Source organism: Pseudomonas sp. AK-TSAG1-1 (genome assembly GCF_056821665.1).
In genome coordinates this window covers 4,550,417-4,567,555 of record NZ_CM165965.1, presented here as the reverse complement: position 1 = coordinate 4,567,555, position 17,139 = coordinate 4,550,417, and the positions used below count along the sequence as shown (strand labels likewise).

Sequence of the window (17,139 nt, the reverse complement as noted above, 5' to 3'; positions counted from 1 at the left end):
GCCGACCACCCTCCAACTGAATCTCCAAAATCCAACTGTGGGAGCGGGCCTGCTCGCGAAGACGGCCTAACAGCCGACCAATCCCAACTGCCTCCCCACAAATCCAACTGTAGGAGCGAGCCTGCTCGCGATGGCGGCCTACGAGCCGACCACCCTCCAACTGAATCCCCAAAATCCAACTGTGGGAGCGGGCTTGCTCGCGAAGATGGCCTAACAGCGACCAATCCCAACTGCCTCCCCACAAATCAAACTGTAGGAGCGAGCCTGCTCGCGATGGCGGCCTACGAGCCGACCACCCTCCAACTGAATCCCCAAAATCCAACTGTGGGAGCGGGCTTGCTCGCGAAGATGGCCTAACAGCCGACCAATCCCCAACTGCCTCCCCCCAAATCAAACTGTAGGAGCGAGCCTGCTCGCGATGGTGGCCTACGAGCCGACCACACTCCAACTGAATCCCCAAAATCCAACTGTGGGAGCGGGCCTGCTCGCGAAGACGGCCTAACAGCCGACCAATCCCAACTGCCTCCCCACAAATCCAACTGTAGGAGCGAGCCTGCTCGCGATGGCGGCCTACGAGCCGACCACCCTCCAACTGAATCCCCAAAATCCAACTGTGGGAGCGGGCTTGCTCGCGAAGGCGGCCTAACAGCCGACCAATCCCAACTGCCTCCCCAAAAATCCAACTGTAGGAGCCAGCCTGCTGGCGAAGAGGCCCTCTCAGCCAACCACTCTCTCGCGAATGCATTCAAATGACCGTTCCCACACCACCCCATGGAAACGATCACCCTTCACCACATCAACTCAAGTCGCCACATTCAGGTATTTGCCCACCGGCGCGGCATTGTCGAGTGAGTACTGTTTGCTCAAGTTGGCGATCATCCGGTTCAGCGCCTCGGTGGTGCTCTGAGTACTGGCGGTCTTTTCCTCAGGTGGGCGTTCCCGTCCGGCTTGCAACGCCGCTTTCAGTTCGTCGCTGCTCACGCCGCCGCTGCTGTCGCTGTCCAGCACTTTGAGCAGTGCAGCGCTGGTGTCGGTGCTGTTCGTTGAGGTGTTGTCGCTGGTCTGTAGCGCGCTGCTCAGTTCGGTGGCGCTGATGCTGCCGTCGCCGTCGGCATCCAGTTGGCTGAACAGTTCATCACTGGAGGTTTGCGGCGGTGGTGGCGGTGGAGTCAGGCTGGCGGTGAGTTCGTCCTGGCTGACGGTGCCGTCCTTGTTCTTGTCCAGGGCCGAGAAGATTTGGTTGCTGTCGGCGCTGCTGCCGGCGCTGGTCAGGCCGTTGCTGAGTTCGTCGCTGCTGATGGCGCCGTCACCATTGGCGTCGAGGGCGCTGATCAGGGCGTCGGCCAGGTCGGTGTTCGGGGCCTGGTCCTGCGGCGGTGGCGGTGGGGGCGCCATGGCAGTCATTTCTTCGGCGCTGAGGCTGCCGCTGTCGTCGCTGTCCAGGTCACCGAATTGCTTGCTCAGGTTGACCAGCAGGCCATCATCGGACTTTTGCGACAGGGCGCTTTTCAGTTCGTCCTGATCCACCGCGCCGTCGCCGTTGCTGTCGAGTTTGGCGAACAGTTCCTTTTGCAGTTGCTGGCTGCGGGCGTTCTGGGTTGAGGTGCTGCTGGTGCTGGTATAGCTCGTGTAGTTGCTGGCGCTACCGATCATGGGCTCACTCCTTGGACTGTAAAACCGGTGGGCGTACCGGCTTGTGCAGACTCACGGGGCAAGTTGTCCTGGGTATTTTGGCTTTGTACCGGTGGGTACACACGATGGAATGAACACCACCGAAACCTGTGGGAGCGAGCCTGCTCGCGAAGAGGCCGGTACATTCAAAAGAGAGGTTGGATCAGCCGACGCCTTCGCGAGCAGGCTCGCTCCCACAGGGAATTGTCTATTTCTCAGGTGCGGGGCAGGCGGATGACGGCGGTCAGGCCGCCGCCGGGTGTTTCTTCCAGGTTCAGGTATCCGCCCAGCCGCTGTGCCGCCTCGCGGGCGATGGTCATGCCCAGGCCGACGCCACCGGAGTTGCGGTTGCGTGAGCCTTCCAGGCGATAGAACGGTTCGAACACCGCCTCGCGTTTGTCTTCGGCAATGCCAGGGCCGTGGTCGATTACACGGATCAGCAGTTGCTCGCGTTGATCCTGCAGTTCGATGCGCGCCTGTCCGGCATAGCGCAGGGCGTTGTCCATCAGGTTGTTGATGCAGGAGCGCAGCGCCATAGGCTGTACCTGCAACGGCGCGCAATGGCCGCTGACCTGGACGTCCGCGCCTTGATCCTGAGCGTTCTCGCACAACGATTCGACCAGCGCCTGCACGTCCATCAACTGCAGGACTTCGCTGGTGCGCTGTTCGTGCAGGTAGGTGAGGGTGGCGTCGAGCATGTCGATCATGTCGTTGAGGTCTTGGCGCATCTGGCCTTGCAGTTTGTCGTCGTCGATCTGTTCCAGCCGCAGTTTCAATCGCGACAGCGGGGTGCGCAGGTCGTGGGAGACGGCGCCAAGCATGCGCGCCCGTTGCTGTACCTGCTCGCGAATGCGTTGTTGCATCAGGTTGAAAGTGTGCGCTGCCTGCCGCGCTTCACGCGGGCCGGATTCGTCCAGTGGCGGGCTGTCGAGGTTTTCGCTCAGGCGTTCTGCCGCGTCGCTCAGGCGCTGGATCGGCCGGCTGAGCAGTTTGGCGCCGTACCAGGCGGCGATCATCAGCGAGATGAACTGGAAGGTCAGCGGCACCAGCGGTCCGCCGAACCAGGGCCGTGGCGGACGATGGGCAAAGCGAGGATCCGGCGGTGGCCGTTGGCCGTCGATGCCCTCGGCAAACTCCGGCGGGGGCGGCGGTGGAGGCGGGCCGTAGTGGTGAAACCAGGCAAAGGCCAGCAAGTGCGCCAGGACGATCGCCACGAACAGCATGCCAAACAGGCGGCCGAACAGCGTGTCGAAGCGCGCTCGCATCAGCCGATGTCTCGGGCGTCGAACAGGTAACCTTCGCCACGCACGGTTTTGATCAACTGCGGGGCTTTCGGGTCGTCACCGAGTTTTTGTCGCAGGCGCGACACCAGCAAGTCGATGCTGCGGTCGAAGGCTTCGATAGAACGGCCGCGTGCGGCGTCCAGCAGTTGTTCGCGGCTGAGCACCCGGCGCGGGCGTTCGATGAAGACCCAGAGCAGGCGGAATTCGGCGTTGGACAACGGCACCACCAGGCCATCGTCGGCAATCAATTGGCGCAGGACACTGTTCAGGCGCCAGTTGTCGAAGCGAATGTTGGCGCGCTGTTCGGTGCGGTCATCGCGCACCCGGCGCAGAATGGTCTGGATCCGCGCCACCAGTTCCCGTGGCTCGAACGGTTTGGCCATGTAGTCGTCGGCGCCCAGTTCGAGGCCGATGATGCGGTCGGTCGGTTCGCAGCGGGCGGTGAGCATCAGGATCGGGATGTCCGATTCGGCGCGCAGCCAGCGGCACAGGGACAGGCCGTCTTCACCGGGCAGCATCAGGTCGAGGACCACCACGTCGAAATGCTCGGCCTGCAGCGCCTGACGCATGGCCGCGCCGTCGGTGACGCCGCTGGCGTGGATGTTGAAGCGGGCCAGATAGTCGATCATCAGCTCGCGGATCGGCACGTCATCGTCGACGATCAGCGCGCGGATGCTCCAGCGCTTGTCATCTTTATGCTCATCAGTCACGGTCGTTTGGGTGTTGTGCATGAGGCTGTTCATCTGCCAGTAGGCCGCCAACCACAAAGATGGGCTGCGAGGTGGTGGTTTCAGCATAGGCGTCCTGCCGTGAGGCGGGAAGTGCTGATGTAAGGACGTGTTGCGGCTGGCGAGGCTAGCGTGGGCGCTTGTTGGCGGCGTGTCGGTTGTGTATCGGGTTCGACACAATAGCAGCGAGCGCTATGCTGATCACGTTTGCGGCGACGATTTTACCGATCATCGGGTGCCGCGCCGCCGTCGCTTCCGCTACAATGCGCGCCGATTTCGACTTGCCTGAGAGCCCATCCATGTCCGCCTGCCAGACTCCTATCATCGTCGCCCTGGATTTTCCCACCCGTGACGCCGCACTGAAGCTGGCCGACCAGTTGGACCCGAAACTGTGCCGGGTGAAAGTGGGCAAGGAACTGTTCACCAGTTGCGCCGCGGAAATCGTCGGCACCCTGCGTGACAAAGGCTTCGAGGTGTTCCTCGACCTGAAATTCCATGACATTCCCAACACCACCGCGATGGCCGTGAAAGCCGCTGCCGAGATGGGTGTGTGGATGGTCAACGTGCATTGCTCCGGTGGCCTGCGCATGATGGCCGCCTGCCGTGAAGAGCTTTCCAAGCGCAGCGGCCCGCAGCCGTTGCTGATCGGTGTGACCGTGCTGACCAGCATGGAGCGCGAGGACCTGGCCGGTATCGGTCTGGACATCGAGCCGCAGGAGCAGGTACTGCGTCTGGCTGCGCTGGCCGAGAAGGCCGGGATGGACGGTCTGGTGTGCTCGGCGCTGGAAGCCACCGCACTGAAGTCGGCGCACCCGTCGCTGCAACTGGTGACCCCGGGGATTCGCCCGGCGGGCAGTGCGCAGGACGATCAACGCCGTATCCTGACCCCGCGTCAGGCGCTGGATGCCGGTTCCGATTATCTGGTGATCGGCCGTCCGATCAGCCAGGCGGCGGATCCGGCCAAGGCCCTGGCGTCGGTTGTAGCCGAAATCGCCTAAGTAACACTGAAGATTCAAATGTGGGAGCGAGCCTGCTCGCGAATAGGGCGTGTCAGTCGAAATCATTGCCGACTGATCCACCGCTTTCGCGAGCAGGCTCGCTCCCACATTGGTTTCTGAGTGGTTTTAGATTTTCAGCACCAACTTGCCGAAATTCTCCCCGCTGAACAATTTCATCAGCGTCTCCGGAAAGGTCTCCAGGCCTTCGACGATGTCTTCCTTGCTCTTGAGCTGTCCCTTGGCCATCCAGCCGGCCATTTCCTGCGCCGCACTGGCGTACTGGGCGGCGTAGTCCATCACCACAAAACCTTCCATGCGTGCACGGTTGACCAGCAGTGACAGGTAGTTGGCCGGGCCTTTGACCGCCTCCTTGTTGTTGTACTGGCTGATGGCGCCGCAGATCACCACCCGGGCTTTCGGCGCCAGGCGGCTGAGTACCGCGTCGAGGATGTCGCCGCCGACGTTGTCGAAGTACACGTCGACACCTTTCGGGCACTCCCGCTTGAGGCCGGCCAGCACGTCTTCGTGCTTGTAGTCGATGGCGCCGTCGAAGCCCAATTCATCGATCAGGTATTTGCACTTGTCGGCACCGCCGGCGATACCGACGACCCGGCAGCCTTTGATTTTGGCGATCTGCCCGGCGATGCTGCCCACCGCACCGGCAGCTCCTGAAAGAACCACGGTGTCGCCAGCCTTCGGCGCGCCCACGTCGAGCAAGGCGAAGTAAGCCGTCATGCCGGTCATGCCCAGCGCGGACAGGTACACCGGCAGCGGCGCCAGTTTCGGATCGACCTTGTAGAAACCTCGGGGCTCACCGATGAAATAATCCTGCACACCCAAGGCGCCGTTAACGTAGTCGCCGACGGCAAAACCCGGGTTGTTCGAGGCGATGACTTTGCCGACGCCCAAGGCGCGCATGACTTCACCGATTTCTACCGGCGGGATGTAGGACTTGCCCTCGTTCATCCAGCCGCGCATGGCCGGGTCGAGAGATAAGTACTCGTTCTTGACCAGGATCTGCCCTGTCGCAGGTTCGCCGACCGGTACTTCCTGGTAGGTGAAGGTCTCACGGGTGGCGGCGCCCACCGGGCGTTTGGCGAGCAGGAACTGGCGATTGGTCTGGGTGGTCATGGCAGGCACTCGAACTGAATGAAGCCTTGTTGATAGACCCTCGAAGCCAATGCTGCAAGGTTGGCTGATGCGGCGAATGCGCAATGATCCAGTGCAGTGATAGTCCCCCAGCGGGTTTTATCACTGTGACGGATGAAGGCATAAACAGCCTTCTGATAGTGCTGACGCGGGGCGGGCCCCGGTGGCTATGCTGCGACTCTGCAAATCCCTCCTGCATCTCTCCTTCGAGGACATAACAATGAGCATGACGTTTTCCGGTCAGGTTGCCGTAGTCACTGGCGCGGCCAACGGCATTGGCCGTGCGACCGCCCAGGCGTTCGCCGCCGAAGGCCTGAAAGTGGTGGTGGCCGATCTGGACGCGGCGGGGGGCGAAGGTACGGTGGCGCTGATTCGTACAGCCGGTGGCGAAGCGACCTTCGTGTGCTGCAACGTTACCGTTGAAAGCGAAGTGAAGAATCTGATGGACGAGGTGATCAATACCTACGGTCGTCTCGATTACGCCTTCAACAATGCCGGGATCGAAATCGAGCAAGGCAAGCTGGCCGACGGCTCGATGGATGAGTTTGACGCGATCATGGGCGTCAACGTCAAAGGCGTCTGGCTGTGCATGAAATACCAGCTGCCGTTGCTGCTCGCCCAGGGCGGCGGGGCAATCGTCAACACCGCCTCGGTGGCGGGGCTTGGGGCGGCGCCGAAGATGAGCATCTATGCGGCGTCCAAGCACGCGGTGATCGGCCTGACCAAATCGGCGGCGATCGAATACGCGAAGAAGAAAATTCGTGTCAACGCCGTGTGCCCGGCGGTGATCGACACCGACATGTTCTGCCGCGCGTACGAAGCTGACCCGAAAAAAGCCGAGTTTGCCAACGCGATGCACCCGGTGGGGCGTATCGGCAAGGTCGAAGAAATTGCCAGCGCGGTGCTGTATCTGTGCAGCGATGGCGCGGCGTTCACTACCGGTCACTCGCTGGCCGTGGATGGCGGCGTCACCGCTTTCTGACGCCCTATCGCATGGCATGAGAAACCCGCCTTCGTGCGGGTTTTTTCATGGCGGGCTGTCAGTTCCGTGAATCCGCTAAACAATGTGTATCAAAGGATTAGAACGGCAGCTTTTGACGGCGTTGTCGCACAGTCTGTACGGCGTGGCTGTGATTTACTGCCGCCAGCAAAACGGACAGGAGTTTGCTTGCTCATGGAATTGAGAATTGACCGACAGGCAATGGTGCCGGTCGTACAGCAGATTGTTGATGGAATGACCGACTGGATCTTGCGAAGTGGCGTAGCACCAGGCACACGCCTGCCCTCCGTCAGGCAAATTGCGCGCTCCAATCTGCTCAGCCAGTCGTGTGTGGTCGAGGCCTGTGAGCGGCTTGTCGCGCAAGGCTTGCTGTCCGCACGTCAGGGGGCAGGGTTTACGGTGGCTGCGGCGCGGCCAAACGCCGGGTGCAGCAGGGGATCGGCGGCCATTGACGGCGGGCAGGTGGAGAGTGGATTGCAACTCGGCGAGGGCGGTCTGCCGCAGAGCTGGCGTGAGTCCGATGACCTGAGCTACGCGATCCGTCAGGTCGCCCGTGCCGACATGGCAAGTCTGTTCAATTACAGCAGCCCGCGGGGGCTGCCGGCGCTGCGCGAGCAGATCGGCAAACGCCTCAGGCTGCTCGACATCCGCGCCGCTGATGAGCAACTGCTGACCACCGCCGGTGCCAGCCACGCGCTGGATCTGCTGGTGCGCACGCTGCTCAAGGCCGGCGATTGTGTGGTGGTGGAGAATCCGGGTTATGCGCCGCTGTTCGAACTGCTGCGTCTGCACGGTGTGCAGTTGCTTGAAGTGCGCCGTACACCGAGCGGCCCGGATCCCCAGGCGCTGGAGGCGTTGTTGCGGCAGTTTCGGCCGGCCGCGATGTTCATCAACAGTCACCATCACAATCCCACCGGTTCCTGCCTGACACCGGGCGTGGCGCAACAGATCCTGCAGTTGTGCACCGCTAACGATGTTCAACTGATCGAAGACGATGTCTACGCCGACCTGCACAATGGCAACGGTATTCGTTTGGCAGCACTCGATGAGCGGGTGATCTACGTCGGCAGCTTTTCCAAGACTCTGAGCAGTTCGTTGCGCGTCGGCTTCATCTGCGCCGGGCCTGCACTGATTGCGCGTCTGGCCCGGGTCAAGATGATCAGCAGCAGGGGCGCGTCAGGTTTCAATGAGGCGGTGCTGGCCAACCTTCTGGCCAGTGGCGCGTATCGAAAAATGGTCCAGCGCCAGCGTCAGCGGCTCAACACCGATCGGGCTGCCGCGTTGCAGGCGCTGGAAGACGCTGACTGGGAAGTGTTTGGCAAACCCTGTGGCGGGCTGTTCATCTGGGCTCGTTCACCACTGCGCGATTTGGCCCGATTGCAGCATCAGGCCCAGAGCTGTGGCGTGCACCTTTGCTCTGCGGGGGCTTTCAGTCCGAATGGCGAAGCGGGTGAGTGGCAGCGGATCAATGTGGCCTATGCCTGCGATCCGCGGGCGCGGCGGTTTTTTCACAGTACTCGCGCGAATCGACCTCAAGCGTTCTGAAAACGACGCGTGCGTAGCTTTTTGCCATTATTCCGACGCCAGAGACTTGTGCTGGTCCAAGGCCGTTGCGAATCTTCGTCAACAGACTTTGGCAGGGGACTACGCGCAATGATTTCGGCCGTGCAAGGACGTTTTGCCAACCTCGGTATGGCGAAAAAACTGGGTGTCGGATTTGTACTGGTGCTGCTATTGACCGCGTTGGTGGCTGCCATCGGGGTCTGGTCCCTGCAGACCATCAGTCAGCGTTTCGACGGGCTGAAACAGATGTCGGCGCTTAACAGCGCCTTGCTCAAGGTACGGCTGCTGGAGCAGGACTACGCGCTGCACAGCAACCCGAAAACCGTCGATGCCTTGCACGAGGGCGTGGACGGCTTGCTGGCCCAGGCCGGGCAACTCAAGGCGCAGTCACCGGCGAATGTGGTGGTGATGGGCGATGTCGAGCAGTCACTGGGTGCCTATCGCAAGGCATTCGACGAGTTCGTTTCGCTGACCCAGGCCAAGGATCTGGCGCTGGAAATGGCCAGTTGGTCGGTGTCCAGCGTGGCCAACAACCTGGATGTGCTGCAAGCCGGACTGGCCGATGATGGCGCGTATACCTTGAAGGACACCGAAGGCAAGGATGGTGCGCAGTTCATCGAGCAGGCCGGTCAGGTCAGTCAGGTGTCGCGGTTGATGCTGCAGGCGATGAACGAGGCGCGGGTGCGTCTGGACCAGAGCCGCAAGGGCGATGCCGACAGTGCCGGCAAGGGCAACATTGAACAGGCGGCTCAGGCCCAGGCTCAGGCCGAGCAGTTGAAGACCACGGTCAAGGATGAGGGCTATCTGACGGTCCTCAATGAAGTCTCCGGGCACATCGCCGGGTTCAACGACAAACTGGCCGAGTACACCGGGCTGCTGGCCCAGGAAAAAACCGTCTACGAACAGTTGCACCAACGTGCGGCGCAGGTGATGGAGCGCGTCGATCAGGCGTATGTCGCCGAGGACGGCGCGATGCAGGCGGAATTGAAGAAAAACTCGGTATTGATCATTGGTTCTTCGGCGCTGGCATTGCTGGTCGGGCTGATCGCCGCGTGGGTCATCACCCGGTTGATCGTCGCGCCGCTGCGCAGTGTGATGCGGGTGGCGCAGCAGATTGCCGCCGGAGATTTGAGTGCGCGGGTTGAAGTCACCCGCCAGGATGAAATCGGCCAGCTGATGCTGGCGATGCAGCAGATGGGTTCCGGGCTGAGCACGATCGTCAGCGGTTTGCAGGCAGGAATCGAACAACTTGCCAGTTCTGCGCAATCGCTGTCGGCGGTGACCGAGCAGACCAATCTGGAAGTCAGCAGCCAGAAGGAAGAAACCGAGCAAGTGGCCACGGCCATGAACCAGATGACGGCCACTGTGCACGACGTGGCACGTAATGCCGAAGAGGCCGCGCTGGCCGCACAAACCGCGGATGGCAAGGTCGAGAGCGGACAGCAGGTGGTGCGCCAGAGCATGGCGCGGATCGAGCAGTTGGCGGATTCGGCGACTTCGGCGAGTTCCAGTATCGAAAGCCTCAGTGCCGAGATTCAGAATATCGGCACGGTGCTTGAGGTGATCAAGAGCGTTGCCGAGCAGACCAATCTGCTGGCGCTCAACGCGGCGATCGAGGCTGCGCGGGCCGGGGAGCAGGGTAGGGGGTTTGCGGTGGTGGCCGATGAGGTTCGCGCGTTGGCGCGGCGTACCCAGCAATCGACCGAGGAAATCGAGCGGTTGGTCAGTGCGTTGCGGGCGGCGGCGCATTCGTCGGTGCAGCAGATTCAGAGCAGTGGTGAACTGGTGAAGCTTGCTGTCAGTGATGCGCTGCAGACGGAGAGTGCGTTGGGGAGTATTGCGGTGGCGGTGTCGTTGATTCAGCAGATGAACCAGCAGATTGCGGCGGCGGCCGAGGAGCAGAGTTCGGTGGCTGAGGAGATTAATCGCAGTGTGACGAGTATTCGTGCGAGTGCGGATCAGTCTTCGATCGCGATGCGGGGGAATACGGTTTCGAGTATTGAGCTGGCGCGGTTGGGGAGTGAGCTTAAAGGAATGGTTGGGCACTTTCGGCTTTGAGCCTTGAGCCTTGGCGGCCTGTGGGCCGACCAGGTTGTTGGGTTTGGGGTGAATATCCGTTGCTTGGGGTGTTGCTGATGGCGGTTTCGCCCTTACGGCGAGTCACTTTTTCAGACGCCAAAAAGTAACCAAAAGGCTCAGCCCCGGCGTTCGGCCCTCGCTTAGGCTCGGGTTCCTTCGCTCCGGGATCCATCCGGGGGCATCGCCTACGGTTTGCTTCGCTGCACCTCCTCTCGATGTGTTTGGCTTCGCCAAACGGCGCTACGCGCCCACCCCCGGATGAATCCCTCCACTCAGCCTGCCGAAGGGGCCAGCAGATCAAGAGCTGCAGCCGAGCTAACGCTCATCCTGTTGAGTGGTGAGAAGCGGATGCGGTGTGCTTTTTCTTTCTGTAGGAGCGAGCCTGCTCGCGATGGCGGCCTACGAGCCGACCAGAATCTAACCGACTACACCCGATCCAATTGTGGGAGTGAGCCTGCTCACGAAGGCGGCCTGACAGCCGACCTATATCTGACAGGCTAAAAACGAGCCCCACTGTAGGAGTGAGCCTGCTCGCGATGGCGGCCTACGAGCCGACCAGAATCTAACCGACCACACCCGATCCAATTGTAGGAGTGAGCCTGCTCACGAAGGCGGCCCGACAGCCGACCTATATCTGACAGGCTAAAAACGAGCCCCACTGTAGGAGTGAGCCTGCTCACGAAGGCGGCCTACGAGCCGACCAAATCTAACCGACTACACCCGATCCAATTGTGAGCGAGCCTGCTCACGAAGGCAGCCTGACAGCCGACCTATATCTGACAGGCTAAAAACGAGCCCCACTGTAGGAGTGAGCCTGCTCGCGATGGCGGCCTACGAGCCGACCAGAATCTGACCGACTACACCCGATCCAATTGTGGGAGTGAGCCTGCTCACGAAGGCGGCCTGACAGCCGACCTATATCTGACAGGCTAAAAACGAGCCCCACTGTAGGAGTGAGCCTGCTCGCGACGGCGGCCTACGAGCCGACCAGAATCTGACCCACTACACCCAATGCCTTGCTGTGGGAGCCAACCACCAACAAAAAAGCCACCTCTCGGTGGCTTCTCTCTACCTGTCGACCATCAGTCGTAGATCACCTTCTTTTTCCAGTCCGCATCGGCTTCGACTTCCTTGAGGCCTTCGGTCAACTGGTTTACTTCGCCTTCGACCGGTGCAATCTTGTCCATGACCTGGGCGTTGGCGCGGGCCAGGAGCTTTTCCAGATATTGCAGCTGTTCCGAATACATCTTCGGATCCTGCTGTTTGCGCAGGTATTGCACGCCGCGTTCGAACGCTAGGCGAGCCTGGCCGGGCTGGTTTTGTTGCAGGGACTGTTGGCCGAGGTTGTTGAAGAACTCGATGTGCAGCAACACCAGAATATGCCGGACTTCCTTGATCCAGTGTTTGGCTTCGTTCGGTGGCAGGAAGCCGTCATGGGCGGCGCGGGTGATCTGGCCGTGCAGGGCTTCGAGCAGGAAGCGTACGTCTTTGGCCTTGGCTTCGGTCAGGATCGGCGCCGGCGGGTTGTTGACCGGGATTGATTCGCCCTGGGCGACCAGTGCGCTCAGTTCGGTGATGCGTGCCTTGGTCGTGGCGCTGGTTTTTTCCAGGTTCAGCAGACGCTGGCAGACGTTCAGTTCCAGGCGGGTCAGCAGCAGCTTGAGCGCCGGCGTCATGAACTGGCCCGGAAAGGTCTCGGTCAGTTCGCCGCAGCGACGCAAGCGGTCGTTGAGTTCGACTTTGGTGCGGGCCTTCTCCAGTTTGTTGTTTTCCACCACATGGTTCATGTAGCCAATGGCGATCAAAATTGCGATCCCGGCTATGACTAGCAGGGTGATCATGAGTGGTGTCACCGGTAAGACCTCTTTATAGGGTTCGCATGCGAGTGTAGTGGCTGGGGCATTTATGCGCCTAGCGCCGCTCGACGAGTTGGATCGGCAGGTGCAATCTGTATCGGCCGCATGTGGCTTACATGAATGCTGGCGCTTGATGTGCAGATTGCCATCACTGTGTTGCGGACTATAACGTCTTGGCGAGTGGCGGAATATAGGCGTCAATCGTCGGGCGACGGAAAACCCCGATTGCTTCCACAAAGCAGGTCGAAGTCATTGATTTAAATAAATTTATATCAGGGGGTTGACGACCTCTCAATCCATCCATAGAATGCGCGCCACTTGCAGCGTAAAGCACACAGCGAAGCGCGGCAGGGAGTGAATGTTGTAGTGTGTCCCCTTCGTCTAGTGGCCTAGGACACCGCCCTTTCACGGCGGTAACAGGGGTTCGAGTCCCCTAGGGGACGCCAATGCGGGAATAGCTCAGTTGGTAGAGCACGACCTTGCCAAGGTCGGGGTCGCGAGTTCGAGTCTCGTTTCCCGCTCCAATTTTAAACAGCACTGCTTTCGGGCGGGGCTGAGTGAAACCAGAACCCAGTCTTCGGATGCGGATCTGGACACCGAAACACACACCATGTGTTCCGGGTAGCGTGTCCCCTTCGTCTAGTGGCCTAGGACACCGCCCTTTCACGGCGGTAACAGGGGTTCGAGTCCCCTAGGGGACGCCATTTGCGGGAATAGCTCAGTTGGTAGAGCACGACCTTGCCAAGGTCGGGGTCGCGAGTTCGAGTCTCGTTTCCCGCTCCAAATTCAAATAAAACGCCGCTCAGTGATGAGCGGCGTTTTGTTTCCGGCTTCACAGCGCTGCTTTCGGGCGGTGCTGAGTGAAACCAGAACCCAGTCTTCGGACGCGGATCTGGGCACCGAAACACACACCATGTGTTCCGGGCAGCGTGTCCCCTTCGTCTAGTGGCCTAGGACACCGCCCTTTCACGGCGGTAACAGGGGTTCGAGTCCCCTAGGGGACGCCATTTGCGGGAATAGCTCAGTTGGTAGAGCACGACCTTGCCAAGGTCGGGGTCGCGAGTTCGAGTCTCGTTTCCCGCTCCAATTTCACAAAAACGCCGATCAGTGATGATCGGCGTTTTTGTTTTTGCAGTATTTGTCGCGCAACAAAAAAGGACCTTCGGGTCCTTTTTTTGTAGGGTATTTCATCTGGAGCCGTTAGTTGCCCATGGTGCCATTGTCTCGTTTGCCTGTCGGGATCAGAATCCGTCAGGACATTGCCAGCTTCACGGAGCATGGATGATTTCGTTGGGCAGATGGGTGAGGGCAAAGTGCGCAGTGCACAACATGCATCGCCATAACCACATAAAAAGGAAGCAAGACGTTGAGTTGGGAAAAAGTCGGGAAAACGCTGGTGACCTTGATTAGCTGCATTGGATCAATTGTGGCTATCTATGCGGTGCTCAAGGACGATACCAAGCTTGAGGCCTATCTCAGCTACGATTATCAATCCTATCCCCGTCAATTTTCCGAGCGCGTAAACAAAGCGAGTGACAAGCTCGATTACGGCTATCTCTATGATGGTATCAAGGGTGTCGCCAGCGATGCGCTCACTCATGAACAGATCGACAAGATAGTGAATCTGAGCCAGGCGCCTTATCTCCATATTTTCGATGGTCCTTTCAAAAAAGGGCCAGACGTTTATCCGGCGGGTCTCTACATCTATCTGACGAATACCGGTGAGAAGGTGGTTAAAGATGTGCATATCAAGCTGCCTGCCAAGGGGCTGGTCCGCATCAGGGATGACTCAGGCAACGAAACGGTAATGGAAGAGCCGACCAGTCGCGTGATCATCCCATCGCTTGTTCAGAACGGCATCTACAGGGTCTGGGTCTATTTTGATGGAGACCTCAAGGCGCTCAAGAAAGAGGGAGTGCGAATTGGCTACAGCGATGGCGTGGCAAAAATTGAGGTATTTGAGGAGTTCTCGGGTCTTGAGGCTGAGGTGGCGAAATACAGCGCTGAGTTGTTAACTCTTCTGATTTTACTGGCGATGCTCCTGATTTTTGCGGTCGTTGTACTCTTTATGGTTGTATCCGATGGCAGGAGTCAGACGGACACAGCGGCTAGTTGAGGTCAGTTGAAGACTTGCGTATCGCAACGTTAGATGCAAAAAAAGGACCCTCGGGTCCTTTTCTGTTTTCGCGCCATTGAGTGACAGGCCCGCTGGATCAGCGGGCACATGCCGCTTCAGAGTTTCGGCAGTTGCCCGACACGCCCCATCATTTCAGTGACGATCTGCAGGTCCAGCAAAAACTGGTCAACCGTCTTGAACTCGCCGTCGGTGTGACCGGTGTATTTGACTTCAGGTCGGGCCAGGCCGAATTGCACGCCGTTCGGCAGTTCGTGCACCGAGGTCGCGCCGGCCGAGGTGCCGAATTCGTGCTTCATGCCCAGGTTCTCACTGGCCACCGCCAGTAATGCTTTCACCCATTCGCCTTCCGGATTGCGGTACATCGGTTCGGCGATCGAGTAGGTGAAGTTCACGGCAACGTGGGATTTCTTGCTCCAGGCCGCGAGCTTGTCAGCGATTTCCTTCTTCAGCACTTCCGGGGACTTACCCTTCGGCACGCGCAGGTTGACCGCCAGTTTGAAGGCCTTGTCGTCTACGCCCACGTAAGTCAGCGAAGTGGTCAACGGGCCCATGAACGAATCGGAGAAGCCGACACCGAGTTTTTTGCCCAGGTAATCCAGGCCCCAGTTGGTGGACGCATAGCGAGCAGCATCGGTGATCTGGTTGTGCTTGAACGCCACCTTGCCGTCGAGGCTGTTGATGAAGTCGAGCATCCGTGCGACCGGGTTGACGCCGGACTCGGGCTCGGAGGAGTGCGCAGACACACCGGTGACGGTCAGTTTGACGTCTTTACCGTCAACTTTGGCCGCCACTTCGAAGTCGCCGCCGTGTTTTTTCGCGTATTCGCTGCCGGCTTTCTGCAGGCTCGCGGCCAGTTGCTCAGGCTTGTCGGTGACGAGGGTGGCAACCGACACCGATGGAATCTGGTTGGTGGCCAGGCCGCCAGTCATCGAGATGATTTCTGCGCCACTGCCTTCAGCCTTGCGCATCGGGAAGTTGGCCATGACCGTGCCGTAGCCTTTTTCGGCGATGACCACCGGGTAGCCGCCATCCAGCGCCATGTTGTAGTTCGGCGTCGGGTTGTGTTCGAAGTAGTACGGGATCGCATCGCCGGTGGTTTCTTCGGTGGTGTCCACCAGCAGTTTGAAGTTGCGCGCCAGTGGCAGCTTCTCTTCCTTGATGACTTTCATCGCGTACATGGCAACGACGATACCGTTCTTGTCGTCTTCGGTGCCGCGACCGTACATGCGGTCGCCGATCAGCGTGACTTTGAATGGATCGAGTTTGGTGCCGTCTTTCAGTACCCAGTTTTCCGGAGTGACCGGCACCACGTCGGCATGCGCGTGAATACCCACGACTTCGTCGCCGCTGCCGTCGAGGGAGATTTCATAGACGCGGTTGTCGACGTTGCGGAACTTCAGGTTGAACGAGTCGGCCAGGTTCTTGATCTTTTCGGCGATCTTGATGAACTCGGGATTGTCGTGCTGGGCCACGCCTTCTTTCTGGAAGGTCGGGATTTCCACCAGTTCACGCAGGGTTTCCAGCGCAGCCTTGCCGTACTTCACGCGGGTGTAGATGCCCAGCAGGCGGTAGATCTCGTTCTGCTGTTCAGCGCTCGGCGTCTTGTTGTCGAGAAAGGCATTGATCGCCGGGCCGAGGTTGTCGGTTTTACCCAGGTCGCTCTTGCCGACGGCGCCCAGGAACTGGCGGAAGTCGGTGACGCTGGCATCATCGAAGCTCTTGAGAATGGCCGCACTCTGTTGCGGGGTGATATTGGCTTGTGCGGGCAGGGCGAACGCAGAAAAGCTGGCCAGAATCAGGCTGGTAGCGGCCAGGCGCTTGAGAGAAAAATTCATTGTGAAGGGCATTCCTTTGCAGGCAGTTGAAAGGGAAGTGTTTGAAAGTTGAAACAAATCTTTTCCAAACTAACACCACGAAGGTGTTGAAGGGGAGTCCTGAAAGTGGGATCCGTCGCACAGAAATGCAAAAGCGGCGCACAAACGAAAAAGGCCCGACCGGTGTTCAACTGATCGGGTCTTTTGTTTGAGCGCAGCGTTTACATCGACAGCACGAGCCTGCCAGCGAACAGAATCAGGATCACGCCCATGCTGCGTTCGAACCAGTGGCCCATGCGCATGAACAGGTTGCGCACCCGGCTGCTGGAGAAAAACAGCGCGACGATCACGAACCACAGCGCGTTGACGAAGCACATCCACACCCCGTACAGCGCCTGGATGTTCAGCGGCGTGCTGGCACTGATGATCGTGGTGAAGATCGCCAGGAAAAACAGCGTGGCCTTGGGGTTCGTGGCATTGGTCAGAAACCCGGTGCTGAACGCCTTGAACAGCGACTGCTCGCCCAGCGGTTGGTCGGTGTTTTTCTCGCCCTCAAGCGTGGTTTTCGGCTTGCTGCGAATCAGGCTGATGCCGAGGTAGAAGATGTAGGCACCGCCGACGACCTTGGCCACCGTCAGCAACCAGGGCGTGGTGTGCATCAGGGCGCCAACGCCGAGCAATGTGTAGAGAACATGCACGGAAATGCCCGCACCGATGCCCAGTGCCGTGCAGATGCCCACCAGTCGGCCGAAGCGTACGCTCTGGCGAATGGTCACGGAGAAATCCGGGCCGGGAGCAACCACGGCCAGAAAGTGAATGGTGGCCAGCGCCAGAAACTCGCCCAGGTAGTTCGATAACATC

12 protein-coding genes, 6 tRNA genes and 1 pseudogene are annotated in these 17,139 nt (G+C 59.7%); 12 read left to right on the top strand and 7 right to left on the bottom strand.

From position 1 onward, the window contains the following. Positions 1-801 precede the first annotated feature (801 nt). The 3 genes from xopAW to AC1UK9_RS20565 all read right to left on the bottom strand — a co-directional run bounded on the left by xopAW (position 802) and on the right by AC1UK9_RS20565 (position 3,685). Complete coding sequence (gene xopAW / locus AC1UK9_RS20575; RefSeq protein ID WP_482578390.1) at positions 802-1,653, bottom strand: XopAW family type III secretion system calcium-binding effector; 852 nt, start codon at positions 1,651-1,653, stop codon at positions 802-804. Between the two features lie 233 nt (positions 1,654-1,886). Beyond that, positions 1,887-2,936 carry a sensor histidine kinase gene (locus AC1UK9_RS20570; RefSeq protein ID WP_482578389.1) on the bottom strand — a complete coding sequence of 350 codons (1,050 nt, stop codon included), beginning with the start codon at positions 2,934-2,936 and terminating at the stop codon, positions 1,887-1,889. Further along, the gene (locus AC1UK9_RS20565; RefSeq protein WP_025112978.1) at positions 2,936-3,685 is read right to left on the bottom strand and encodes a response regulator; all 750 of its coding nucleotides are present in this window, start codon (positions 3,683-3,685) and stop codon (positions 2,936-2,938) included. Before AC1UK9_RS20565 ends, AC1UK9_RS20570 begins: the two co-directional genes overlap by 1 nt. Before the next feature lie 296 nt (positions 3,686-3,981). On the opposite strand from AC1UK9_RS20565, the gene pyrF reads away from it, so the two are divergent. Beyond that, positions 3,982-4,680, top strand: a complete 699-nt coding sequence (gene pyrF / locus AC1UK9_RS20560; RefSeq protein WP_007968913.1) for an orotidine-5'-phosphate decarboxylase — start codon at positions 3,982-3,984, stop codon at positions 4,678-4,680. A gap of 126 nt (positions 4,681-4,806) precedes the next feature. Here the strand turns inward: pyrF and AC1UK9_RS20555 are convergent, their stop codons facing one another. Continuing rightward, positions 4,807-5,811: an NADP-dependent oxidoreductase gene (locus tag AC1UK9_RS20555; protein WP_482578388.1), complete on the bottom strand. Its 1,005-nt coding sequence runs from the start codon at positions 5,809-5,811 to the stop codon at positions 4,807-4,809. A 238-nt stretch (positions 5,812-6,049) separates the two neighbouring features. Here AC1UK9_RS20555 and AC1UK9_RS20550 point away from each other — a divergent pair, with 238 nt between their 5' ends. The 4 genes and pseudogenes from AC1UK9_RS20550 to AC1UK9_RS20535 all read left to right on the top strand — a co-directional run bounded on the left by AC1UK9_RS20550 (position 6,050) and on the right by AC1UK9_RS20535 (position 10,450). Next, a complete protein-coding gene (locus AC1UK9_RS20550; RefSeq protein ID WP_482578387.1) occupies positions 6,050-6,811 on the top strand; it encodes an SDR family oxidoreductase in 762 nt (253 codons plus the stop codon). 192 nt (positions 6,812-7,003) lie between these two features. Next, positions 7,004-8,374 (top strand): aminotransferase-like domain-containing protein, encoded by a 1,371-nt coding sequence (locus AC1UK9_RS20545; protein ID WP_482578386.1) that lies wholly within the window; start codon positions 7,004-7,006, stop codon positions 8,372-8,374. Positions 8,375-8,482: 108 nt separating this feature from the next. Next, positions 8,483-9,589 (top strand): annotated as a pseudogene (locus tag AC1UK9_RS20540) (HAMP domain-containing protein); the annotation flags it as partial. Further along, complete coding sequence (locus AC1UK9_RS20535; RefSeq protein WP_482580506.1) at positions 9,569-10,450, top strand: methyl-accepting chemotaxis protein; 882 nt, start codon at positions 9,569-9,571, stop codon at positions 10,448-10,450. The pseudogene AC1UK9_RS20540 and the gene AC1UK9_RS20535, both read left to right, overlap by 21 nt. A gap of 1,103 nt (positions 10,451-11,553) precedes the next feature. Here the strand turns inward: AC1UK9_RS20535 and AC1UK9_RS20530 are convergent. Next, positions 11,554-12,312 carry a hypothetical protein gene (locus AC1UK9_RS20530; protein ID WP_029977851.1) on the bottom strand — a complete coding sequence of 253 codons (759 nt, stop codon included), beginning with the start codon at positions 12,310-12,312 and terminating at the stop codon, positions 11,554-11,556. A 385-nt stretch (positions 12,313-12,697) separates the two neighbouring features. Here AC1UK9_RS20530 and AC1UK9_RS20525 point away from each other — a divergent pair. From AC1UK9_RS20525 to AC1UK9_RS20495, 7 genes are all read left to right on the top strand, one after another. After that, positions 12,698-12,773, top strand: a tRNA-Glu gene (locus AC1UK9_RS20525). Positions 12,774-12,775: 2 nt separating this feature from the next. Further along, positions 12,776-12,851, top strand: a tRNA-Gly gene (locus tag AC1UK9_RS20520). A gap of 104 nt (positions 12,852-12,955) precedes the next feature. After that, positions 12,956-13,031, top strand: a tRNA-Glu gene (locus AC1UK9_RS20515). A gap of 3 nt (positions 13,032-13,034) precedes the next feature. Further along, positions 13,035-13,110: transfer RNA gene (locus AC1UK9_RS20510), tRNA-Gly, on the top strand. 148 nt (positions 13,111-13,258) lie between these two features. Continuing rightward, positions 13,259-13,334: transfer RNA gene (locus tag AC1UK9_RS20505), tRNA-Glu, on the top strand. A gap of 3 nt (positions 13,335-13,337) precedes the next feature. Further along, positions 13,338-13,413, top strand: a tRNA-Gly gene (locus tag AC1UK9_RS20500). A gap of 280 nt (positions 13,414-13,693) precedes the next feature. Further along, a complete protein-coding gene (locus AC1UK9_RS20495; protein ID WP_482578385.1) occupies positions 13,694-14,443 on the top strand; it encodes a hypothetical protein in 750 nt (249 codons plus the stop codon). Positions 14,444-14,559: 116 nt separating this feature from the next. Here the strand turns inward: AC1UK9_RS20495 and AC1UK9_RS20490 are convergent, their stop codons facing one another. Both AC1UK9_RS20490 and AC1UK9_RS20485 read right to left on the bottom strand, forming a co-directional pair. Beyond that, positions 14,560-16,299, bottom strand: coding sequence for a dipeptidase (locus AC1UK9_RS20490; RefSeq protein ID WP_482578384.1), 1,740 nt, complete (start codon positions 16,297-16,299; stop codon positions 14,560-14,562). Between the two features lie 200 nt (positions 16,300-16,499). Next, positions 16,500-17,138 carry a LysE family translocator gene (locus tag AC1UK9_RS20485; RefSeq protein ID WP_482578383.1) on the bottom strand — a complete coding sequence of 213 codons (639 nt, stop codon included), beginning with the start codon at positions 17,136-17,138 and terminating at the stop codon, positions 16,500-16,502. Position 17,139: the final 1 nt, after the last annotated feature.